This is a genomic window from Paenibacillus chungangensis (assembly GCF_042675905.1).
Lineage (GTDB): Bacteria > Bacillota > Bacilli > Paenibacillales > Paenibacillaceae > Pristimantibacillus > Pristimantibacillus chungangensis.
This window is the reverse complement of record NZ_JBHTJZ010000017.1, coordinates 1-23,287: the sequence shown is the minus strand read 5'-3', so window position 1 is coordinate 23,287 and position 23,287 is coordinate 1. Positions and strand designations below refer to the sequence as shown.

Below are 23,287 nucleotides of genomic sequence, written 5' to 3'. Positions count from 1 at the left end.
TCGCCACTTACTCGCGAGGCTTCGCCATCTGCCGGGCTTCACCACTTACGAACCTTCTTCACTCGCAAACCTTCTTCACTCGCAAACCTTCGCTATTTCGAGACTTCTAACTGGATTTTATGCCATTAATGACACTGATTTCGTCGCTCTAACACCCTATAACTGGATTATGTACAGTTGATTTCGGACAAAATGCACACCACCTCTACTTTTAGCCAAATTAGTAGCATGAAATCCATTTCATTGTGGCCAAAAGCAACATTCCCACATCATTAACGACATAAAATCCAGTTAGATGAAACGAACGTCTACCTCCATACACCGTACACCGAGCGTGAAACACCGTACACCGTACACCGAACGTCAAACGTCAGATAATAACACTCTTATTACACTCTCATGTGCAGTCGGACCGCGCACCGACAACAGCCCGGCCTCCATCGACCGGGCTATCTCAGACGTACGATACAAATCTATATAAAGGCAACAGGCAATGACTTCACACCGAATACGATGCTACTGTCCAATCTCTCCAATGGAACTGTGCGGTCTCTGCGCACCACACGGTTGCGGTTCAGCAAAGCGGACAGAGCAATCTTCGCTTCCAGCCGGGCCAATGCGGCTCCCAGACAGTAATGAATGCCCTGGCCGAATGCGAGATGCGGATTGGGCTTGCGACGAATATCGAACGTATCCGGGTTGGCGAACACCTCCTCATCATGATTGGCTGATCCAATCCACACGTTCACATGCTGTCCTTCGCTCAATCGCTGCCCGTAAAGCTCCGTGCTCTTGGCCACCCTCCTTGGCATAGCTTGCACGGGCGAGCAATAGCGAAGCACCTCCTCCACAGTGGGCGGCACAAGCGTTCGATCTGCAGCAAGTTCGTCATATAGGTCAGGTCTTTCATCCAGACATAACATTGCGGAAGAGATTAAATTAGTCGTCGTCTCGTTACCCGCCACCAGCAGTAAAATGCAGAAGCCGATCAACTCCACCTCGTCCAGCTTCTCACCGTCGACCTGAGCATGCACCAGCTTGCTGATCAAATCCTGCTGTGGATGCCTCCTTCTCTCAGCGGCTATGCCGGCAAAATATGCGCTCATCTCCTCCTGGCACAACAAATAGTGGTCGTAATCATTGCCTACAAGCGCGTCCGACCACATTTTGAACCGATCCCGATCCTGATAAGGTATGCCAAGCATCTCCGCAATGACCATGATCGGCAGCGGGCTGGCGAAATCCCGCACGAAATCACAATCACTCTTGTCGACCATATCGTCCAACAGACTCTCTGCTATATTCGCAATATGAGGCGCCATTTCTTCAATCGCCCTCGGCGTAAACACTTTCGACACCAGCGTTCTCATCTGCTTATGCCTCGGCGGATCGATTCTGAGCACACTGGATTCAATCGGCTCTTTAGACGACCGCTCCTTGTTGAATTGCGAGGAGAAATGCTCATAATCGGTTAGCACCGCTTTGACGGCATCGTAAGAGAAGCAGGACCATACGCCTCCCTCGGCAAGAATAAGCGGCGATTCCGTTCTCATCCGCCTGTACCAATTCAAAGGAATAAGTTCGTCCGTCGACAGCCATTCCATTCTCTCCACCATCCTTCATTGGATTTGTTGGATGCATTCATGTCAATTGAATATATTATACTGACTAGTCAGTTATATTTTAACGCCGCTCCCTCCCTTTTGTCAACGTTGATCATGATCGGCTGACACAGCAGAAAAGGAGTATAAGCCGGATCGGATTGCTCCGACATGTCCGGTTCATACTCCTTCTCCATGCGACGATAGCTATGCGAGCAGCTTTCGCCTCTTCATTCCTCAAGCATCCTGATGCATCGCTCCGGTTCGGAGCAGTCCCTCATTCCTCGCTTTATGCGCCCTGTACTTCCCATACCAATCAGGAAGCATGCGATCCGGGATAAGAATATGCCTTAATACACCGAAGCCATATACTTGCCGCCATAACTGCTCGCTTACCTGAAGCCTTCGTTCCATATCTGGCAAGACATGCTCAATACCGTTATCGAGATGGCGCTCAATCGCCTCATCCAAAGCCATCAGACGCGCCTTCAGCACGATATGCTCGTAGGCCCAAGGTTGAAGAGAGCTTACGCGCACGTCCCTTCTGATCTCCTTCAGCGTATCCTCCCAAGCAGCAGCACGAGTAGCATCCAGCCCTTCCATCTCCAGCAGGACAACCACCAACTTATGCAAGGAAGCACCTCTTAAGCCCAATATCATGCGCCCATAGAAGGAAGCTATTTCATATACATCCTCTTCCGCATAATAACCCAATCGGCTGGCCACAAATGCGTTGTAATGATCGCCGAACGATTCGTTATAGGTCATAACCCCTGTGCAACGAAGGCTCGAAAATGACCGGATAACGGATTGCATCCGCTCTCCTGCGCTATGAATGCCCGTTTTTATATATACATCTCCACGATCACGGGAAAACCCGATATGCATAAAGCATCCTAATGCCATGCGCTCTCCTATGACGGAGCGCAGATCAGACGGAAGCGCATAGACGCCGTATGTCGCGCTATACTGGAACGAGCCGAACCACGACTTAGCCGGTCCCTCGACAAATTGCGCCAGCTGCTCTCTCTCTTCCGGCGATGTCCACCATCCGCAAATATCGGCTTGCACATCGGGATAATAGGACTGAACGATCCCCTGCACTTCGCATACCAACTGAAGAAATACGGGATAGTAGGGCTGACACCGCTCGCACGCGCAGCCTCCATCATCATATGGCGCATAGACGACCTTATGGAGGTTAATGCCGGAAGCCTTCAGATCGGCGAACAGTTGGCTGTAATTGTGCAATATGACCTTACGGGCATCGCTGTTCGACGGGCAAAGCACTTGCCCCTGCACCTGCTTCGTATGATCGCGGACGCCTACCCATTCCGGGCGCATCTGATCGACGAACCCCACATTGGGTGTAATGACGAGCACATTGTCGAGACCCAGGCGCTGACTGATTGTCAGCCATTCCTTCTTGCGATTCCAAAGGAACATAGAGGTGCTGTGATACACATGAGAATGATAAGGGTCCGGCATATCGTTAGGGTCGAACCAATCGCCGTAACCACTCGCTCCGGCAAGCGTCAAGTCCTCCAGGTAACGCTGCATTTCACCGCTCCAGCACACTTCGAATGAATTGCCGAAATGCCCGGGCATATAGTGAATTCGTTCTTGCACATCGGCCTTTCTCTCCCATCTGCCAAGCGCAAGCTCACCTGCCTGAACTTCCGTTGAAGCGCACTCGCCGCTGCTCCCGTTCACCCCCTCAATCGGCCCGCTATCGGTCGCAGCAAGCAATCGACGCAGCAATTCCCCAGTTCCCGCAATGAAATTTCGAGGCATGCTCGCTCCTATGATGGCCCTGACACCGGCGGATTCCCCCCCGATCTCAGATAATTCCAAGCCGTATCCATCCAGCGTTTCTTCCCGATAATGAACATGAAGCGTCAGTACGTCAGCCCCATCGCCAGATAATGGCGCCCTCTCTCGCATTATTCTCTCCGCTTCCGCCGCCATCTTCGTCTCTCTGGTGCACACTACCCTCATCTTCACAGCGCGTCCTCCCTTTGCTACTGCACACTTGCCCACCATTCATTGGCTTCTTTCTCCAGCTGCTCCCCGCCGCTGCTTCTCCACAACTTTACGAACGCATCGAATTCATCAAGCGAGCGATCTCCGGTAATGAACGAAATGTAAGCCTCTTCGATTATTTTTTTCAACTCGGTCAAATATCTTCCTTCGGAAGCCAGCGGCGCTTGCAGCTTATTCGTCATGCCGCCAATATTGTATTGCTCCTTCTCCGCCCATTCAGAGACAATCGCAGTTCGCTTGGCAGTATATTCAGGCAGCTCCAGCGATTCCATCACATTGTTTGCTCCCATTCTTTCCAGATCCTGGGATGACATATTGTTTAGAAGAATTGGCACATTATTATCATCAAATTCCCAATGCTTTCCTTCCTTTCCATACATCGCTGTCAGATAATTTTCATACAAAGTAGCACTAATCGTCTCGATCATTGCCAATATTTTGGCCAGCTTCTCCGGCTGCTTCTCCAGATGCTTGCCGAATGCGATGACCTTCCCGCTCATCAAATTCCCCTGAGCCACGCCCATCGCTCCGTCGCGGCCTAACGGAGGCGTGCCATGGACCAAGGCATCCGCAGCTTCCGGGTTCAGCTTCTGCAGTTCCAGGTAGTTATGAGAAGCCCCATCTCCTTCGAACAGCAGCGGCTTCCAGTGATAATAGACACCGAGGCTCGACAAGCCGATCTGACCGTTAATGAATGCGTGCGACAGCGCCCAATAGCCGCCTTTATTCTCGCCCGTCACGAATTCGGGATCGATGACACCGTCCTTGTGCCATTGATTCAGCAGCTTCAACGCTTCCTTCATCTCCGGCTGTATCGCGCCGTGCACAAGCTTGCCGTCCTTCTCCGCCCATCTGTCCGGGAGATAGCCGAATGCACCGTATACGAGATTTAACGCGGAAGCCGATAAGCCGTACGTATCCTTCTTACCGTTCCCATCCGGGTCATCATTCCGCAATTTATACAAGGCCGTCTCGAATTCCTCCAGTGTCTCCGGCGTCTTCTCAATGCCTACATTGCGCAGCCAATCGCCCCGCCATACAATCGGCGAACGGAAGTTATTGTAGTAATTGATGGTGGGAATCCCGTACAGTTTACCGTCCATTTTCGTATAATTGAATGTGTCGGGGAATGCCTCTACCGTCTTGGCATACACGTTGGGAGCGTGCTCCTTCAGCATCTCGAGCGGAATTTCCGCAATAATGTCCTGATCGGCGTATTTCTTCAGGTTGCCAAATCCATGTACGACCATCCGGTCAGGAATTTCTTCCGATGCGAATCTTAAATTCAATACTTCCGAATAATTGGTCGACTCGATATTCCATACGTCCAGATCCACATCGAGCTGCTCCTCCCAATAGGCGACCATCTCTGCGTCTTCCTCAACGGGGGCCGATTGTCCGCTCACCCATGACACGGTATATTTCGGGCTGCTCTCTACCTCTTTCTGAGATGATTCCTCACTGCTCTTCTCCACCTCCGGGGATGTCCCTCCGCTGCAGCCTGCCAGCATTCCCAGTAGCATAACCATCGCACAGCCCTGCATGACGCTCTTTCGAATCCACATTTTCATCTTTCCCATTGCCTCCCCCAACATATATTTTGCATGAAACGCACAAGCAGATAGCTCATACGTGACGCACACATAAGTCTAGCCCTTCAGAGATCCCACCAATACGCCCTTTACAAAGTACTTCTGCAGAAAGGGGTAAAACATAATGATCGGAATAATCGTCACCATAACCGTTGCAGCTTTAATCGTTTCCGGATTGACAGAGGCGTTGGAGTCTTCCAACGTGTTGATATCCACCATATCCTGCGTCCCTTCCAGAACAACGCGCCGCATCACAACCTGCAGTACATGCTTCTTGGTATCCGTCATATAGATCATGCTGTCGAACCAAGCGTTCCAATGCGCTACAGCGGTCCATAACGTCAATGTCGCGATGATCGGCATGGAGATCGGAATGATAATTTTGAATAAAATCGACAGCTCATTCGCCCCGTCGATCTTGGCCGACTCTTCAAGGCTGTCCGGAAGCGACATAAAGTAATTACGGGCAATGATCATCGAGAAGGTGCTAATGAGTCCGGGCAAAATAAGCGCCCAAGTGGTATTCATCAACCCCAGGCTCTTGACTAGCAAATAATTAGGAATGAGTCCCCCGCTGAAAAACATCGTAAATACAATAAACATGGTCCAAAATGTGCGGTGAGGAAAATAGCGCTTGGCTAACGGGTAGGCGGTAAAGACGATCGCAAGCAGTGAAAGCGCCGTTCCCGCAGCGGTTCTCTTCAACGTATTGACGAAGCCGCTCAACACAAAGTCGTTCGTCAACACTTTCTTGTAGTTCGCCAACGTCATCTCCTCCGGTAGAAGCCTTAATTGCGTCATGGACACATTACTTGTGCTCAAGGATAACGAGCCCATATGGAGAAAGGGATAAATCATAGCCACGCACACGGCGATCATGAACAAACTATTCAGCCAATCGAACCAGTTCCACTTCCGGCCTGTTAACATCAGCTTCACCCCCCTCTACCATAGACCGTATTCATTCAATCGTTTAGCGACGGCATTCGCTGTGACGATCAGCGTGAAAGCGATCACATTTTTGAACAAGCCGACAGCCGTTGCGAAGCTGTACTCCATATTCACAAGACCCACGCGGTACGTATACGTGCTAAGCACATCTCCCACGCCCATCACAGCAGGATTAAGCAAATTGAACACCTGATCGAAATCGTCATTTACAATCTTGCCTATGGCAAAAATCAGCATGATGGTAATAACCGGAGTCATGGCCGGCAGCGTAATGTAGCGCATGCGATGATAACGATTCGCTCCGTCCACGGTCGCCGCCTCGTATTGCTCCGGATTGACGCCCGACAAGGCCGCCAAATACACAATCGTGCCCCAGCCCAGCTCCTTCCATACATCTGTCACAACCAGTACGGGCCTGAACCAATCCGAACTGCCCAGGAAAAAGATCGGGTCGAGCCCCATCTGTTGCAGCAGCAAGTTGATCGGTCCCGTGCCTGGAGATAAAAACTGCATCGCGAGTCCGGCCAAGACGACCCATGACAAGAAATGGGGGAAATAGCTGATCGTCTGCACGACTCTCTTGAACAGAACGAGACGTATTTCATTAAGAAGCAGTGCAAAAAGAATCGGTGCGGGAAAACCAAAAATGAGCTTGTACAAGCTGATCAGCACCGTATTCAACGTCACCTTCCAGAAGCTCCCCAGAGCGAATAGCTCCTCGAAATGTTGGAATCCAACCCATGGACTATCCCAAATGCCCAGGCTAAATTTGTACGATTTAAACGCAATCAATACACCGTAAATCGGGACATAGTGAAACAAAATGTAATAAGCGACAGCAGGTACAAACAATAAGGTTAAATACTTGTGCTTCCAGTAACCGTATAGCCACATTTTTCTCATCCAGCGTCTGCCCTCCAACCTGATATGGTGCTTTTCACTCTAGACGTTGGGCGCTTCATCATCAATCGCAATATTTTCGATTATGGCACTATTTCCATATTGGCAGCTATTTCTTTCCACAATAATCGTAAGATTTGCAAATGAGCAAAAAGAAAACAACCGGATAAGGGTTGTTTTCCAAATCGACCGATTATGTTATTGCCGGAGGGAATGATGATACCTGTATACTTTGGGGGTAACGCCGTAGCTCCCTTTGAACTTTTTAATGAAGTAAGTCGGGCTGTTGTATCCTACCTGCTGTGCAATTTGCTCGATCGAAAGCCCAGTGCTGACGACAAGCTCTGACGCTTTCTCCATGCGCAGCCCTGTGACATAATCAACGAAATTGGTACCCGTCAACTCTTTAAACAGCTGACTCAGATAGCCGGGACTAATACCAACTTCCTCCGCTACCTCGCTCAGGCTTAAGCTCATGGCCAGATGCTCTTCGCAATACTTGCGCGCTTTGTCGACCATATCATTCGTTTTATTCAGATTGCGCTCATCGATGTAACGGAACGTCATGGCGATGAGGTCCAAGAGCCACTGCCGGAACTGATGGATATCCTTCACTTGATCGAATTGCTCCATATAATGACCTGTAATCAGCTCGCTTGATGTTAACTGGATATCCTTTACATATTTATGATAGATGCCGACCATCTCCCGCCATCGCTGTTCGCAATGCTCCAGTGAATAGCGATCTTGTTCACACAATTGCACGAAGGAGTCAATGGATGTACGCACCGCATCCATATCCTTATGCTTCAAGGCATTGTGAAGAGCATCGAGATGCTGCTCCGGCATTCTCTCACGACTTTGCTGCCTTCTGCCGTACACAGAGTCGGGGAACCAGTTCGTTAACGGCATATAATATTTATACGCTAAATATTGTCCCGCTTCCCTGAATGAGTGATAGAGCTGAAGAGGATCGTCCGTCCATCCCCCGGCTGCTCCCGAGAGCTGCAATCTAAAGTTCCTTGAAGCATATTCGAAGCAATAGTCCGTCAAGCCCCGGATTGCATCTTCATCCCTACTGCCCGTATTCACGACGACGGCAATATGCCGATCCGACGATGAGGCAGCCAGACATGAGAAGTGGGGATGTTCCCAGTCTTCAAGCTCGCGTATCAGGTTATAGAGAATAATCTGCTTGTTCTGTACGCTTAGCTCATTAATCTGCTGCTCATCGATCTCAATCATAACGACGGTATAATAAGGCTCTGTCATGGCTATCTGTAAGTAAGCCAGCTTATCCCGGAATTCCTGATCCGTATGAACGGTGTTATGCAACAATCCCACAATAAGATGATGCTTGATTAGCGGCACATTGTCCTCCACTGTCGCTTCCAGCTTCCCCACCTTCTCTGACAGCCCGCTTATCGCTTCATTAATTAAGGCGTACTCATTGAGCGAATAATCCGGATGCGGCGCGAAGCGAGCGCCCAGCATACTTCGCACGGACTGCATGACCTTGTTCAGAGGATTGTACAGCTTCGCGATAAAGAAATAAGAGATAGCGATACCTATCGCTATCGCCAGCATACAAATGATGATAAGCTTTCGCTGAATGATCGAGGACTTCTCATAGAACCGTTCAACTGGCGTCATCCCTATCAGCTTCCATCCCGTCGTTGGCAAGGCTGCGTAGGAAATGACGGAGCGAACGCCGTTAATCGATTCCGTGAACGTCCCCCATGTTTGCTCGGAAGCCATCACTTTCTGTTTGAACATGTCTTCTTGCTCTTCCGTAAAGCGCATGTGGGAATCCCCGATCGAAATGACTCGTCCGACATGATCCATGACGAACAATAGGCCGTGCTCATCGGCAGCAGCGGAACGAATCATATCGGTAATGACTGATGTTTTAAGAACAATTGCAATATAGCCCTGCATCTCCCCATTATGTAGCAGGATGGGGTACGTGCGGCCATAGACCACTTTGAGCGGATCATGACCTGCGCTCAGCACCGTGTACTCCCGTTCGCCGCTTTCCCTTCCGATCCAGCGTTCACTGCTATCAGGCTGCGCAAGCACCGTCATCAGATCGCGATGGAACGGATCTGACGAACTGTCTCCATTCAAGTACGTAATCCCGCCGTGGGAGGTGAGTAGGACATCGTGGTTTTGATAGTATATAGAGATTGACTGCACCAGATGAGGATACGCATTCACCTTGTGCTCCAGCACCCTCTTCGCCCTTACTATATTGGCATGGTTACCGGGAATGGCACGTTGGAACAAAAAGGAAATGTCCGCGTTCACCGCCAAGTCCATATACATGGATTCCGTCTTGCGGAAGACGTTATGATCCAGCAGCTCGCCGGTATGAACGACCGTACCTCTATGCATCTTCTTGACTTCCCGATTAAAGTTGGCTGTGAAGAATAAATATGACGCCAGACCTACTATTAATGTCGTTACTATAATCAGAACGGCATAAGATACAAAAAGCTGATACAGCACCGTATTAAATCGTCTCAGCAACTTCATAACAGACTCCCCCCGTTAAAGCCAATTCACGGAAAGTAACCGCTTCCATTATAACACTGTGGCTATTATCCCGCTATTGCAGCGTTTAAAGTATTGCCTTGCCAGCATGTCCGAAAGGGAAACGATGCATGATTCAACAATAAATTTATGGTATACCTGGACGGTTATGACCTTAATGAGTCGATTCTACAATTTGTCGAGCTTATCTTCTATGTTCCTCCTCTCCTGTTCGCCCTACAATAGAATGAAACAGAGGTGCAGAGGTGCATATGGAGGAGATCACTTGCGTACATTCAAGCAACATCATAGAAGACAAACGGTATCATTAAACGGTCTGTGGCAGTTCCTCAGCGACCCCGACGGGGGCGCGTCCCTTACCGCATCGTAGACTGGCATCATTACGGCGGCATTCATCGCAGTGTGGAGCTTCAGCTGCTGCCGGATCACTACATTCATCTTGTGAAAATTGACTACTTGGACGATATCGCCTTATAGCAAGTCGGCAAGCCCGCATTATACACTGTCTCGGTCAGCACCGATCAAGACGACTATATCGATCGCATCGGCTTCCGCAAGATAGAAGTGGCTGATGGTCAAGTGCTCGTCAATGGACAGCCGCTTTATATGCAGGGGGTGAATCGGCATGAGGAGCATCCGGAGTGGGGCTTCGCCTTTCCCGATAAGCTGATGAAGAAGGAGCTGGACATTATCCAGCAGGCTGGATGTAACTGCATCAGGGGCGCCCATTATCCGCAAAACCCTTATTGGCTGGACTTACTGGATGAACGCGGCATCGTATACTGGGCGGAAGTGCCCGTATGGGGAGCGCATATGCCGGTGGAGGTGTTCACCAATTCTGTCTATCAGGAGAAAGCAGCGATTATGATGGAGGAGATGATTCGGCGCGATTATCACCATCCCTCCATTCTGTTCTGGTAAGCGCATAATGAGATCGATATCCGGACAAAGGAAGCCTACCAATTCTCCGAGCTGATGGTGAGCAGAATCCGGAAGCTCGATCGTACACGACTTGTCGCTTACGCCTCGCATTTCCCGATGGAAGATATCGTCATGGATCTGTTCGATGTGATCGGCATCAACAAGTATGACGGATGGTATCGGGGAGATGTGGGAGAGTTCCAGCCATTCCTGGAGCAATTCGAGACTTATAGCCGCCAGCATGGCGGAAGCGACAAGCCATGGATCATGACCGAATTCGGCGCGGCGGGCATCTACGGCGATACAGGCTGGGAACCGCGCTTGTTCAGCGCGTCTATCAGGAGCAGCGCGACAATGAGCATGAGCGGTACGTAGGGAAGGAATAGACTCCGAGCTCTAATGTATGTGGCATTCACTATTCCGCTCAATCGCACCATTCCGGCGCCCTTAATGTATGCCACATACGCTATCCCGGCCCGACGCACCATTTCGGTGCATCAATGTATGTGGCATTCACTATTCCGCTCGACCGCACCTTTCCGGCGCTCTAATGTATGCCACATACGCTATCCCGGCCCGAACGCACCATTTCGGTGCATCAATGTATGTGGCATTCACTATTCCGCTCGACCGCACCATTCCGGCACCCTTAATGTATGCCACATACGCTATCCCGGCCCGACGCACCATTCCGGCGCTCTAATGTATGTGGCATTCACTATTTCGCTCGACCGCACCATTCCGGCGCCCTTAATGTATGCCACATACGCTATCCCGGCCCGAACGCACCATTTCGGTGCATGAATGTATGTGGCATTCACTATTTCGCTCGACCGTACCATTCCGGCACCCTTAATGTATGCCACATACGCTATCCCGGCCCGAACGCACATTTAGGTGCATGAATGTATGTGGCATTCACTATTTCGCTCAATCGCACCATTCCGGCACCCTTAATGTATGCCACATCAGTAGCGTTGCATTAAACTTGACATGGAATGTACCTCTAAAAAGTAACATTGTTACAAAAATGTTAAATATATGTGATGCATGACAGAAAAAAAGCTCCTAAAATTAGAGGTGCAGGTAGCCCTGTCCAAATCTCTAATTTAGGAGACATCACATGGACAAGGATACACTAATTTCGTCATTTGGTAAATGGGTTGCACCCATAAATTCAGAAATTATTCAAGATTGGCAGCAGTTCGGTACGCTCGATCGCTATACGAAAAAATTAAGCACGATGGTATTTCTTCTCCTCTTCGTGGAAGCCCAGCTTCAGAAACGCAAGGGATTACGATCCATTATGAGAGAGATTCAGAGCAACGAGGAGTTTCAGCAAGCAATTGGCATCGATTCAATCAGCGCTGCTCAACTTTCGCGCAAAAACAACAAGTTGGATCCTGTCGTGTTACAAGACATTTTATGTGGCCTCATCTCGCAACTGCATCGCCATGAGCTTCCAGCAACTTCTCGAGTTGGGCCGGTCAAGGTGATCGATTCCACGACCATCAGTCTCTGTCTAAACAAGTACAAGTGGGCAACTTTTCGTTCGACGAAGGCCGGAGTGAAACTGCATCTTCGTGTTACGTTCTCGGAGCCAGGCATCGTCTACCCAGACAAAGCGGTGATGACGACCGCCAACTGTCAGGATCACACTCAGATGGACATGCTGATTGATGAGGCTGACGCTACTTACCTTATGGATCGTGGTTACCTCGACTTACGCAAGTACGATGATTACTGTGTACGCGGCATCCCCTTTGTATCACGCCTCAAAAATAGAGTCACCGTAGAGGAAGTGGAATCCTTTCTCTTACCGATAGACTCCGAGATTGCTCGTGATGTGAAAGTGATCTTAGGTACTGATAAAAAGCGTATGAAGCATCCGCTGCGCATGATTGAAACAACCGACAGCAAGGGGAATCTGGTGCGAATCATCACGAACCGATTTGATCTCACAGCCGAAGAACTGGGAGACTTGTACCGGAGTCGCTGGCAAATCGAAACGTTCTTCCGGTGGGTCAAACAGAATCTGAAAATGACTTGCTTTTACGGAACGTCAGAGAATGCCGTCATGAATCAAATCTGGGTCTGTATGATCGCCTATTGCTTGTTGCTCCTGATGAAGCTCGAGATCGCCAAAGAGAAGTCGTTGACAGAACTGAGTGACCGCCTGAAAACGCTGTTGTGGAAATCATGGCATAAGCTTGAGACCGCCATGAACCACAAGCCGAGTCGAACCTCCAATGGCCGACAGAAAGTAAGGTCCGTCGAAGTCACGATGTAAATGTAGTCACGCAGCTCTTTGACACCAAATATTACCAAATGGACACTGGCTATCTGACATGAAGACCCCTAACGTTTTTGGCCATTGTCCACGGGAAATTATTTTCTGACAATTCAGATTAATACTTGTGTTAGTTTTTATGCAACGCTACTGATGCCACATACGCTATCCCGGCCCGACGCACCATTTCGACGCATCAATGTATGTGGCATTCACTATTTCGCTCGATCGCACCTTTCCGGCGCTCTAATGTATGTGGCACACGCTAATTCCGCCGCAAAAAAAAGTGCTCTCCCTTCAACAATCAGGCGAAGGAAATCGATACCCATCTGCAGCTTACTACAGCTTATGGGCTCACCGGCTCGGGTATCGACAGATGGAACATTCCTCTGGTGCTGGCGCCGCAGCCATCAAGTCGATAAGCGGTGCCCCGCTCGTTCTTCTCTGCTTCCAGCTCCGTGCAATAGTCTATCCGCTTATTCGGCGTGCCGAAGGCATCGTGCGAGTTGTCAAAACGGTAGCGAAACATCTTCCCGTCGAACCGCAGATGATGGAAGATGGGGTCGCCTTCCCTTGTATAAAGCACAACCTGCACCTCCCCTTCCCCGCCGGCCTCCACGCTTTCCACAAAGCTGTCCCACGCCTCTCGGTTGCGCATGTCCCCAAGCGAAGTCAAGACAACGTCTCCATTCGCGGCAGCAGTATCCGGATTGTATGGAAGGTCCCAGATCAGAGTATGCAGCTCTTTCGTCGCCTGCTTCGTCAACCGATAACCTGTTCCCGTATCGTACACATAGGTAAACAACCCCTGCTCGGACTCGGCATCCAGCCACAGGTGAATATCATATTGCTTGCCGTCATGTATAATAGCAACGTCAAAATCAGGATGGGCGATGTCCAGCTTACCAAGCATGCGTTCTGCCTTTCTCACTGCTTTGGCGAATGATGCAACCTCGTCTTCGTCCTGAAATGTGCCATAAGTCTTCTTATTCACACGACCGAAGTCCAGCGAACGGCTGACGGTCACCACATCCTTCACTCTCAACCCCACATCCGGAATCGCTGTCTCCTGGGGCGCATGCTCCAGATTCGAAGCATTATTTATTGGCGCAGTTGCCGCTCCTGAAGACGCATTGTTCCCCGTCAGAGCATCGCATCCCGCTATGAGCAAGATGAGCAGCAGCAAGACTGTATTTATCATCCACTTAATCATGAGCCATCCCCCTTTACCCTATTGGACGTATTACAACAGAGAAAGGGTGCTGCAATCGATGTGGCATTCGACTGATACTGGAATGGAGCTGAGTACTAACCATTCGGTACGAGGCACGCTTGGCGGGGCTATGTGAGCAAAATGAGCGATAGCGCACAATTCCCACTACTTTTCTGCTTCTATGTGACCATTTTGAGCGATAGCTCCTACTTTTCGGCGGCACGAGGCACGCTTGGCGGGGCTATGTGAGCAAAATGAGCGATAGCGCACAATTCCCACTACTTTTCCGCTTCTATGTGACTATTTTGAGCGATAAGCTCCTACTTGTTTAGTAGCTATGTAGTAACGAATTTAGATAAATAAGTGCAGTGACGTCCGTTAAACTATGAACGAGCAGTCGGCGCGGGGGACAGGGCAATGTAGAGTGCGAGCATGATCCGGCACTGGGACGCTGTTGCGGTACATGCGAGGTGTGAGCATGATCCGGCACTTGAGGCGGTACGGGTACAGGTACGACGCAGTGCGAGTTACGAGTATGGTGCGGCGGGGCTGAGTGCGGCGGTACGGCACCTGTAGACGTGAATCAGCTGCCAGCCTCCGAACACATAAGAAGAAGAAAGGACGCCCGGAGCGTCCTTAAATTTCTCAACAGATGCAAGTTAACTGCGTTAACCGTTCCATTTCTTATAGCAGCTCCGTAACTTGCACCTATTCGCTGCTGGCGAGCCACCTGTATCGCGACCATACCTATTGCTGCGGCCGCGCCGCCTGCATCGCGGCCGTCTCTTCTTCGTTCGGGCCGTAGACGCCTGGAGCGGCAACGCCTGCCTGTCGCATAAGAATCGTCATTTGCCCTCTGTGGTGAATTTGGTGACGGACAAGCGTAGTAAGCACTCCGCTGTAGGTCGTATCAATGAATCCGAACAGCTTCAATCCATCCTTCAGCTTGTCATCGCTCCAATGTTCCTTCAGCGCCGCCACAGCCGTTGCACTCATACGGCGATAGCCTTCCGCAATATCGGCTGCTCGGGAAGGTGTAGGCCCCTTATAATCAGGTCCGTCCAGCTGCAAGCCGCTGGAACCAAGAAATACGGCGATACTGCCTACGAGATGCCAGCCCAGATCGCCCAGCGTTCGCGGCTGCGATTCGGATACCACTTGCTTCAAGGAATCGTCCGTCAGAGCATCCAGCACCTTCAACGTCAGCCCTTCCTCATAAGCCCAATCCCTCATAAAGCCTTCTATACTTTGATACATTGTTCATCACTCCTTTAACCAGATACTACCATCAACAAGGAGTTCATTGCAAGAATGATATCACGGTACAGGATTCACGGTACAGGGTCACAGCGTTCACCCTCAGGTTATCTTAATAATCTGATCTTTATACAGCTGGGTCTTCCGGAAGTCCGGCATCTCCATCACCTTGCCGCCATTCATGACCGACAGCTCCGACAATAAGCCGACTGCCGTCCATTCGCATGCGTCGTAAACATCTATTTCCGGCTTCGTCCCCTTCATAATCGCATCAATGAAGTCCTGCACGATGAAGAAGTCGCCGCCCCAGTGGCCTGCAGACCGCTGCTCTTCCGTCACCTGCTTGTATCGATCCGGCAAGTAATCGTAGAAGTCCTTGAGCGGCCTCCACTGCGGATTGTCGCTGCCGCCATGCACGTCCTTCAGCCATATTTTGTGGTCATCGCCCAGTCCCCGCGGCGCTTCGTAGCATCCGTTCGTGCCCTGCAGCGAATAATAGTTCAAGTTATGCGGCCGCTCCGATATGCAGTCTACCCGGATTTTGATCAACTTTCCGCTCTCCAGTTGGCAGAGGGTAATGGAGGTATCCTCTTGCCGCAGATTCTTGGCGGTATGCCAGCCTGAGCCGACACAAGATATCGATTTTATGCGATCGTTCTTGAACCACTGCATGACCGGTCCCAGGCTGTGCGTCGGATAGAAGCTGCCCCTTTTTCCCAGCTGCCAGTATTTCCGCCAGGAGGTTCTGTCGTCCTCCTGATGCTTCCGGTTATACCCTTTCAGCAGCTTTTTGTTTTCGTGCAGATACTCCCCTTCTCCGAAGTAAATGTCCCCGAACATTCCCTTCTCTACCATATTCCGAATGAGCTGGTTTTGCGGAATGTAGCAATAATTCTCCGCCATCATATACACTTTCCCCGACGCCTCCACCGCCTCGGTCAGCCACCACAGCTCATCCATCGTCACGCCGGCGGTTACCTCGCTCATCACATGCTTGCCGGCATCCAGCGCTTGCAACGCCTGGGGTACATGCAATTGCATTGGAGTGGCGATCACAACAGCATCGATATCGGAGTCCAGCATATCCTCGAATATCCGGTATGTGCGTGGAATCCCGTATTGCTGCGATTTCTCCTTCAGCAGGTCTTCATCCAGATCACACAGTGCGACGACCTCCGCATCCCTCGAGACCTGGAATCCCTTCAACGTGCTTAGTCCTCTTGCGCCTGCAATCCCTACTTTAATAGTCATTCTCCCATCTCCTCCACCCTGAATTGAATATCACCTGATTGTTACCGTATGCCAGCCCATGATGTCGCCGAACCGCTCCAGCACCTCGATAACGTCGCCGTAGACGATCACACCGTGATGGATGCCTCCATGCTTGCTGAAGGAAGATAGAAACTGAGCAGTGGGAAGCGATGGTCTGAACCATCCGCGAATACTGTCTTCCATCCTGTCCATCCCCTCGACATCCAGCATCTGTATGCGCGACAAGATGAATGTATAGGCATTGTCCGCTCCCGGAGCCAAGCAGACATACACCGCTTCGCCGCCGCGGAATCTGCCGCAGGCGACAATCGGGTTGCCCGCATCCGTGAAGGGGAATGGCTTCTCCCGAAGCACCGGCTTGTTCGCCGCGACACGCACATTCATCTCTCCCATATGGCTGAGGAATATCGCATCGTTATCCCAGTCCGGACAGAACATCTCCGTGAACGACGTGTCAGGATAGACGGATAACAGAGCGCCCACCAAAGCAGCCGTCAGCACATCCCCTTCCCCGGCGTAGCCGATTCCCCGGCTCATCGCCTTGCTCGCTTCCAGGAAGGGCATAGTGAATAACGCAGATCGTCCCGTAATCGCCATGAAATTGACCGTTAATGCGGTTAATCCTTCCGCTTCGATCAGATGCCGCAGCGACAGGCAGTCGCGAATCGACCGGCGATACGCCTCTTCATCGAAGCTGCTCCATTGATAATCCCGCTTATCTCCCTCCATCTCTTCATCGATCTGATGATCCGACACGGCTTCGAACAGCTCCGCGTCATTATGAAGGTCGAAGCTTATCGTCTCGATCCCAATCGTTGCGCCCAGCACCTCCTCTGACACCAGAAAATCCCCCATGCCTTGGAACGGTTCGCCGATTCTGCCTACCTTCGCCCGCTTCATCTCCTTCGAGATGCGCGCCGCCCTCACGCAAGCCGTAACCCGATCGAGAACATCCGATTTCTCCCAATGGCCCGATTCAATGAGAAAGCGCTTCCCATTGCGCAGCAAAAGATTGCACATATCCTGCACGCCGTGTATGCCGTGATTATACAGAATCTCATCGGGATGCTGAGCAGGACTAAAGTCGTAGGTGGGCGTCGTATTCAACACAATCAATGGAAGCTCGGTTGCCGCCAGTGCGCTTGCCGACTCCAGAGAAGGCGAGTAAGCCAGATGAAGTGTGACGACAGCGTCGGCCCCCTCCCTCTCGAAGCTTTCCATCGCCGCTTCGAATTCCGCCTGTACCCGGCATACGGGCGAAGAGACAACGTCCAGCCCCCTCTTCTCGAACTCGCCGATAATCGTCCGATGAAATGCATCCACGCGCTCCCTCAGCTCAGGCCAGCTGTCGTCGTAAAGCTGAATATACATGGGCAGAAGAGCCATCTTCAGTCTGTTCCCCATTAGCGCCGTCGCTCCTTCTCAATCTGATCGATAAGTGTCTTGGCATTAGCGTAAAAAATATCCTCTACATCCCGTCTCGTCAATCCTTCGGCCTCCGCCGCCACCCGGAATGCATCGATCTCCTCGTACATGAAGAAGGAGAGTTCCTCCGCCTCCCGCTCTTCCGCTTCCCGCATGTTGGGGTCTCCTGATACATCCCCGTACAATCCCTTAGGGACAACATTGACGTACCTGCCGTTCTCGCAATAGCGCTTCATCCTCATTCTTACAATCGGAAGATCGCTGCCGAACAATATTCGCTTCGGACCGACGGCCTTCACCAGCTCCCGGAACACATGCGAATTGGTATTGGCGCTAAAGTCGAATACCATGTTCTTCGTCTCTGCCAATAGGTCGAACGCATCTCCCACATCCTCCGGGCAATACGCTCGGCCGACATGGGCAATGATCAGCTTGACCGCGGGGTACTTCCGCTCGATCTCCAGCATCTGCGCCAGGTTGACAGGGTCCTTCAGTCTGCCGTCCCTCGGAATATGCAGCATGACCATCCAACCGCGACGATTCAGCACATCCAGCTGATGCGGCGGCAGGAAGTCGTAGATACGAATCTCCTTCTCCGGAATGTACGGGTCCGCGAAATTCAGATACACCTTACAGCCCAGAAATCCGCCCCGATCGATACCTTCTTCAAATTCGGCCGCGCTCTGCTGGGGCCGCGTCACCATCAGCGACGGCAGCTTATACCGCTCGGCGCATGATCGAACATATTCATTCCCCGCCGCGATATCATATTGCAGGCTGACTTGAGAGAATATGAGCGGCGTCACTTCCTTCCCGGGAAACATCACTTCATACGTCTTGAACAAATCTGCAATGGAATTGTCTCTTGCGACCAATGACGGCCAAGTAACCGCTCTCACGGGAGCGCCGGGCGCTTCAAGCCGAATGTTGTCCAGCCAGACGTGCGTATGAATATCGATCATCCGATCCGGCAGAAAATGCTTCAGCTTCTGCTCGTAGAAAATCTTGTCTACTTCCTTCATTTCGAATAAGGCATGCATGTCAAGACCTCCGAACCTATTAATAGATGCCGGCAAAACGCCGGTACTGTTCCCTGTACACCTTGTGCGCCGCTTCGTCCGGCGTTCGGACAACCCTTCGGAAGACCAGCTTCCGATGCGCTTCCTCTTCATTCCGATACAGTCCCGCGCCGATCCCGGCCAAGATCGCCGCCCCTACCGCTCCAGCGCAGGAACCGTTAACGGTGACCACTTCCCTTCCGAGAACATCCGCCACGATCTGAGGCCATGGGGCAGTCTCGGACGGTCCGCCGACCATCGTCACCGACGTGAACGATAGACCAGCAGCCGCGAGCTTCTCCACCTGCTGAAGCAATAGATAGGCCGTTCCTTCCATCAGCGCTCTCGCCAATTGTTCCTTCCCATAAGCTCCTCCATCGTCGAGCTCCTGCTCCAGCATGGGATGAATGAGAAGCCCTCCCGCTCCCGGAGCCGCTGCGCTTGCGAGCCTGTCGAACTCGCGATACCGGTCCGGCCCGTCGGCGATATAGCGGCATATGTACTTATCTATGGAAGTCGCGATAGCCGGAAGAGAGAACATCGCTCCCCAAGGTCCTTCCGGCTGGAGGAACGGGTCTACCAGCAGGTTCCCGGCAACCGCCTTCCCTCGATCGGTCGTCGGGAAGAAGCCTACCCAGGAAGTCCCGCAGGAGAGAAGCAGCTGCCCTTCCTCCATAATGCTTGAGCCTCTCGCCGCACAAGGGTGATCGAAGGCGCCCAGCACGATGGGCGTTCCCGCTCGCAGCGTCGTATCCATGGCTGCACTTGGCGTAATGCCTCCCAGCACGCTTCCCACCGGATAGATAGGGGGCAATTGGTCGACGGATATACCTAACCGTTCCACGAAAGGCAAGTGCCATTGCATCGCTTTCTGATCCTGCAAGTAGAAGGTCGTTGCGGTGGAAGCATCGATTCCCCACTCCCCCGTCAAGCGATGCAGCATATAATCCGTGCTCAGGCAGATGCGTGCTGCGCCTGCCAGCGCCTCCGGTTCATGACGCTTCAGCCAGGAGAGATGGGCCAGTGGAAACAGCCGCATGTACGGCCAGCCGATGCGTTCATGAACTTCGCTCGCTTCTGCATCCCCGAATATTTCGTCCAACTCTTCTCTCACTCGCTCGTCCATCCAGCTGATTGCCGGTCGCACCGGCTCACTCCGCTCATTTACAAGCACAGTATTGCCGCTGGCCGAAGCCATGCTAATCGCTGCCACTGTCCCCCCTGACGGAAGCGCGCCCGCCAGTCTGCGGATGATAGCTGTAACGGAGTCGTACCATTCACAGGCATTGAATTGGATCAGACCGTCATCGGACGGCAGATAGCGGGTGGCCGCCTTCTCTCGCGAGAGGATGGCTCCGCCGGCCGACATCAGTACGCCTTTCACTGCAGACGTTCCAATATCCAGTCCGATGACGTACTTCTCTTCATGATCTGTTCGCTTCATTTCGTCGTCTGACATCCCGATCGTCCCCTCGCTACACTAACCGGATTTCAACGCCTTTCTCTCTCATCGCTTCCAATTCTTCCTTATTGGCATTGTCGTTTGTAATCAGGCAATCAATTTTATCCACATCCTCAATTTGCGCAAAATTGCCACGCCCGATCTTCGTGTAATCGGAGACCAAAATTCGTTTATCCGCCTTGCGAATCATCTGCCGATACAACTCCGCTTCAAGATGATGATAGGTGGTGATGCCATGCTCCGAGCTGACACCGTCGGAAGATAGAATAAGCTTGTCGGCTTTATACTTGCTCAGCTGGCGAATCGCGTCATCGCCCGATACAAATTCATACTGGATATTGATGTTGCCGCCAAGCATGACGACCACATGCAGATGGGGGTGGAAGCCAGCCTCATACGCAATCGACAATGAATTCGTAATAATGATGAGGTTTTTATGGTTTTTCAGCTCTCGCATCACATAGAGGGGAGTCGTCCCGGAGCCCAGAATAATCGTGTCCCCATCGGAGATCATGGCGGCAGCTTCAACCGCGATCCGTCTCTTCTCCTCCTTGTTCGTCTCCACCCGGCCACGGAACGTCATATTATAGTAGTTCTTATAAGTGCTGATCGCTCCGCCGTGTACGCGCTGCAGCAGCCCTTGCTCTTCCAGCTCGTCGAGATCGCCTCGAATCGTCACCTCCGAGATACCGAACCGCTTGCTCAGCTCTGTCACCTTCACCTTGCTCTCCTGCTGGAGCAATTCAAGAATCGTCGCTCTCCTCTGGTCAATGTCCAGTTCACCTAGTATCTTCTCTGTCATCAGCTTCCCTTTCCTCTCGGATGGCTTGCAAAGCTTCATCCATTCTGGCAATCATATAATCCAGCATCTTCATTGTAGCAATAATCGGCGGTTTCGTAAGCGCAGCCGGCGGGCAATTCGCTTTATACGTCTGCGCGCTAATGTCAATGCACTGTTCTCCCAACCTACCTGCGAATGCGGCCGCTAGCTTCGCTTCATGGAAGAACAAGGTGGACAGATGTCCCTTGCCTTCCGTCCGTGCAATTATCGAAGGATGACACGAAGCGAGCGCCTTCAGCCGTTCTTCGTAATAGTCGCCCATTGCGCCGATCCACGCAGCATTCTCCTCCGCGAAGGTCATCGTAATGAGATAAGCCAGCGCCGCAAGCTCTTCTTGTCCGTTCGTCACCAATGCGCCGAATTGATTCAGCGTATCCATCTCGGCAGTCGTTATGATGCGCGAGGCCGGATACTGCCCTCCCGGGAAGCCTTTCCCGATCACGACAAAGTCAGGGTTCAACCCGTAAGCCCGGAATAAGAACATCCCGGGATACCACATGCATGACTGGATCTCGTCACACATAATGGGAGTGTCGTTCCTGTGGCACAGGTCATAAGCTTGCTGCAAGTAATGCTGCTCAAGCTTGATGCCGCCGTAATTCATCATAATGATTTCATGCAGGAACCCCGCGACCTTGAACGGCGATTGATTGTATCGTTCGAATTTGAACTTGAAATCCTCATAATCGTTGATGTCAACCGGACATACCTTCCATATGCCTGCATCCTCCAGCTTGCCGGTCATGTCAGGCCACATATTGCGCAGCGTCTGCGCAATGACGCTCGTACCGTGGTAATTAGCGGCGGCTCCGCCGTCGCGATCACCCATGACGAAGAATACCGGTGTTCTCCCCGCATATTTCGGTGCCGGGAAAGTCGCATCCAGGCGATAGAACCTCGCAAGCATCATTTTTATTCCCGCTTCGCACGCTAACGTTCCAGTCTCCAGATTGATAACCCTGTTCAACACATGCGGCTCGCGAGAATCCAGTACACCCTTCAGTGTATCCACATCCTCCCGAGCGAGTCCATTCGCCGTTCTGATCAATTCCCGCTCCAGCAGCCGCGTCGCATGCCCCCGAGTATTATTATGGGTGGCATTGGTTATGCCAAGCACCCTGGCATGGTCGATAAGCTTGTAGCCGGGGAAGTTATGTCCCAGCGGCGTATGGTAGTGCTCGCTTTTCCCTATCAGATAGAGCCTGCCATCCTCTCCCAAGCGGAGGTAGCCGATTCCGCCGAGCGGACTGGCTTTCGAATTACTTGCCCTTCGAAAAGCATCCGTAGGCGCACCGGAAGTAGACGCTTTCATTTCCGGAATGATCCGCTTTCCTACCTGTTCCAATAGCAGGTCCGTCTTATCCCTATACGCATCTGGCAAAAATTCTACCTCTTCCGCCGCAAGCCTCCTCGCCTCTTCGCCGCTCAAGTCGGTTAGCAAGGCAGCTCCCGCCGCGACGGCGTTGGTGTATTCGCTTCCCAACAGTCCGGTCAACGATCGCTTCACTGTTTTCATCGTTTCCATGGTTTTCATGTTTTTTCATCTCGCTCTCGCCGCGTAATGAGCTTCTTTATAACATTTCGTTTAACTTTCGTTTAATATTATTTCACTTTCACTTTATTGTCAATATGTTTTGTTTTGTTTCTTATTCACTTATGCTTCACATTACTTATACTCCGCATTACGCTACTTATCGACTCAGTAGCATCAATGGAAGAAAACGCCTGACAGCGTCCCTTAAAGAAATGAATGGCCTACTCACTTTTGGCTTGCACACACCTGTTCGGCGCTCCAATGTAGGCATCCTCAGTAGCGTTGCATTAAACTTGACATGGATTGTGCCTCTAATAAGTCGTTCTAAATTGTGCTAAATATGTTAAATATATGTGGTTCATGACAGAAAAAAA

General features: G+C 51.4%; 16 protein-coding genes and 1 pseudogene. 3 read left to right on the top strand and 14 right to left on the bottom strand.

The genetic code is table 11. From position 1 onward, the window contains the following. Positions 1 to 473: 473 nt before the first annotated feature. From ACFQ2I_RS12660 to ACFQ2I_RS12635, 6 genes are all read right to left on the bottom strand, one after another. On the bottom strand, positions 474 to 1,604 hold the full coding sequence (locus tag ACFQ2I_RS12660) for a cytochrome P450 (RefSeq protein WP_377564652.1): 1,131 nt from the start codon (positions 1,602 to 1,604) through the stop codon (positions 474 to 476). 234 nt (positions 1,605 to 1,838) lie between these two features. Further along, positions 1,839 to 3,605 (bottom strand): hypothetical protein, encoded by a 1,767-nt coding sequence (locus tag ACFQ2I_RS12655; RefSeq protein ID WP_377564650.1) that lies wholly within the window; start codon positions 3,603 to 3,605, stop codon positions 1,839 to 1,841. A gap of 17 nt (positions 3,606 to 3,622) precedes the next feature. After that, on the bottom strand, positions 3,623 to 5,215 hold the full coding sequence (locus ACFQ2I_RS12650; RefSeq protein ID WP_377564648.1) for an extracellular solute-binding protein: 1,593 nt from the start codon (positions 5,213 to 5,215) through the stop codon (positions 3,623 to 3,625). A 78-nt stretch (positions 5,216 to 5,293) separates the two neighbouring features. Then, the gene (locus tag ACFQ2I_RS12645) at positions 5,294 to 6,166 is read right to left on the bottom strand and encodes a carbohydrate ABC transporter permease (protein ID WP_377564646.1); all 873 of its coding nucleotides are present in this window, start codon (positions 6,164 to 6,166) and stop codon (positions 5,294 to 5,296) included. A gap of 15 nt (positions 6,167 to 6,181) precedes the next feature. Next, positions 6,182 to 7,090 carry an ABC transporter permease gene (locus ACFQ2I_RS12640; RefSeq protein ID WP_377564644.1) on the bottom strand — a complete coding sequence of 303 codons (909 nt, stop codon included), beginning with the start codon at positions 7,088 to 7,090 and terminating at the stop codon, positions 6,182 to 6,184. 195 nt (positions 7,091 to 7,285) lie between these two features. Next, positions 7,286 to 9,622: a helix-turn-helix domain-containing protein gene (locus ACFQ2I_RS12635; protein WP_377564642.1), complete on the bottom strand. Its 2,337-nt coding sequence runs from the start codon at positions 9,620 to 9,622 to the stop codon at positions 7,286 to 7,288. A 336-nt stretch (positions 9,623 to 9,958) separates the two neighbouring features. Between ACFQ2I_RS12635 and ACFQ2I_RS12630 the strand changes: the two genes are divergently transcribed. From ACFQ2I_RS12630 to ACFQ2I_RS12620, 3 genes and pseudogenes are all read left to right on the top strand, one after another. Further along, a complete protein-coding gene (locus tag ACFQ2I_RS12630; RefSeq protein WP_377564640.1) occupies positions 9,959 to 10,117 on the top strand; it encodes a hypothetical protein in 159 nt (52 codons plus the stop codon). A gap of 87 nt (positions 10,118 to 10,204) precedes the next feature. Further along, positions 10,205 to 10,936 (top strand): annotated as a pseudogene (locus tag ACFQ2I_RS12625) (glycoside hydrolase family 2 TIM barrel-domain containing protein). Positions 10,937 to 11,684: 748 nt separating this feature from the next. Beyond that, a complete protein-coding gene (locus tag ACFQ2I_RS12620; protein WP_377564638.1) occupies positions 11,685 to 12,851 on the top strand; it encodes an IS4 family transposase in 1,167 nt (388 codons plus the stop codon). A 346-nt stretch (positions 12,852 to 13,197) separates the two neighbouring features. Here the strand turns inward: ACFQ2I_RS12620 and ACFQ2I_RS12615 are convergent, their stop codons facing one another. From ACFQ2I_RS12615 to ACFQ2I_RS12580, 8 genes are all read right to left on the bottom strand, one after another. Next, positions 13,198 to 14,064, bottom strand: coding sequence for a DUF4362 domain-containing protein (locus tag ACFQ2I_RS12615; RefSeq protein WP_377564636.1), 867 nt, complete (start codon positions 14,062 to 14,064; stop codon positions 13,198 to 13,200). A gap of 747 nt (positions 14,065 to 14,811) precedes the next feature. Further along, positions 14,812 to 15,321 carry a DinB family protein gene (locus ACFQ2I_RS12610; protein ID WP_377564634.1) on the bottom strand — a complete coding sequence of 170 codons (510 nt, stop codon included), beginning with the start codon at positions 15,319 to 15,321 and terminating at the stop codon, positions 14,812 to 14,814. Between the two features lie 102 nt (positions 15,322 to 15,423). Continuing rightward, the gene (locus ACFQ2I_RS12605; RefSeq protein ID WP_377564632.1) at positions 15,424 to 16,572 is read right to left on the bottom strand and encodes a Gfo/Idh/MocA family protein; all 1,149 of its coding nucleotides are present in this window, start codon (positions 16,570 to 16,572) and stop codon (positions 15,424 to 15,426) included. Positions 16,573 to 16,602: 30 nt separating this feature from the next. Beyond that, entirely contained in the window at positions 16,603 to 17,997 is a 1,395-nt protein-coding gene (locus ACFQ2I_RS12600) for an L-arabinose isomerase family protein (protein ID WP_377564630.1), read from the bottom strand. Beyond that, entirely contained in the window at positions 17,997 to 19,058 is a 1,062-nt protein-coding gene (locus tag ACFQ2I_RS12595; RefSeq protein ID WP_377564628.1) for an amidohydrolase family protein, read from the bottom strand. The genes ACFQ2I_RS12600 and ACFQ2I_RS12595 overlap by 1 nt, the downstream gene beginning before the upstream one ends. 19 nt (positions 19,059 to 19,077) lie before the next feature. Beyond that, a complete protein-coding gene (locus tag ACFQ2I_RS12590; protein WP_377564626.1) occupies positions 19,078 to 20,535 on the bottom strand; it encodes a xylulokinase in 1,458 nt (485 codons plus the stop codon). A 16-nt stretch (positions 20,536 to 20,551) separates the two neighbouring features. After that, positions 20,552 to 21,340 (bottom strand): DeoR/GlpR family DNA-binding transcription regulator, encoded by a 789-nt coding sequence (locus ACFQ2I_RS12585; RefSeq protein WP_377564624.1) that lies wholly within the window; start codon positions 21,338 to 21,340, stop codon positions 20,552 to 20,554. Further along, a complete protein-coding gene (locus tag ACFQ2I_RS12580) occupies positions 21,318 to 22,913 on the bottom strand; it encodes an aminotransferase class III-fold pyridoxal phosphate-dependent enzyme (RefSeq protein WP_377564622.1) in 1,596 nt (531 codons plus the stop codon). Before ACFQ2I_RS12580 ends, ACFQ2I_RS12585 begins: the two co-directional genes overlap by 23 nt. Positions 22,914 to 23,287: the final 374 nt, after the last annotated feature.

Coding starts and splice junctions, on each gene's coding strand:
- ACFQ2I_RS12620 (WP_377564638.1), top strand. CDS start 11,685: ATGGACAAGGATACACTAATTTCGTCATTTGGTAAATGGGTTGCACCC.
- ACFQ2I_RS12600 (WP_377564630.1), bottom strand. CDS start 17,997: ATGGGGAACAGACTGAAGATGGCTCTTCTGCCCATGTATATTCAGCTT.
- ACFQ2I_RS12580 (WP_377564622.1), bottom strand. CDS start 22,913: ATGAAAACCATGGAAACGATGAAAACAGTGAAGCGATCGTTGACCGGA.
- ACFQ2I_RS12645 (WP_377564646.1), bottom strand. CDS start 6,166: ATGTTAACAGGCCGGAAGTGGAACTGGTTCGATTGGCTGAATAGTTTG.
- ACFQ2I_RS12605 (WP_377564632.1), bottom strand. CDS start 16,572: ATGACTATTAAAGTAGGGATTGCAGGCGCAAGAGGACTAAGCACGTTG.
- ACFQ2I_RS12660 (WP_377564652.1), bottom strand. CDS start 1,604: ATGGAATGGCTGTCGACGGACGAACTTATTCCTTTGAATTGGTACAGG.
- ACFQ2I_RS12615 (WP_377564636.1), bottom strand. CDS start 14,064: ATGATTAAGTGGATGATAAATACAGTCTTGCTGCTGCTCATCTTGCTC.
- ACFQ2I_RS12650 (WP_377564648.1), bottom strand. CDS start 5,215: ATGAAAATGTGGATTCGAAAGAGCGTCATGCAGGGCTGTGCGATGGTT.
- ACFQ2I_RS12610 (WP_377564634.1), bottom strand. CDS start 15,321: ATGTATCAAAGTATAGAAGGCTTTATGAGGGATTGGGCTTATGAGGAA.
- ACFQ2I_RS12640 (WP_377564644.1), bottom strand. CDS start 7,090: ATGAGAAAAATGTGGCTATACGGTTACTGGAAGCACAAGTATTTAACC.
- ACFQ2I_RS12635 (WP_377564642.1), bottom strand. CDS start 9,622: ATGAAGTTGCTGAGACGATTTAATACGGTGCTGTATCAGCTTTTTGTA.
- ACFQ2I_RS12585 (WP_377564624.1), bottom strand. CDS start 21,340: ATGACAGAGAAGATACTAGGTGAACTGGACATTGACCAGAGGAGAGCG.
- ACFQ2I_RS12590 (WP_377564626.1), bottom strand. CDS start 20,535: ATGTCAGACGACGAAATGAAGCGAACAGATCATGAAGAGAAGTACGTC.
- ACFQ2I_RS12595 (WP_377564628.1), bottom strand. CDS start 19,058: ATGCATGCCTTATTCGAAATGAAGGAAGTAGACAAGATTTTCTACGAG.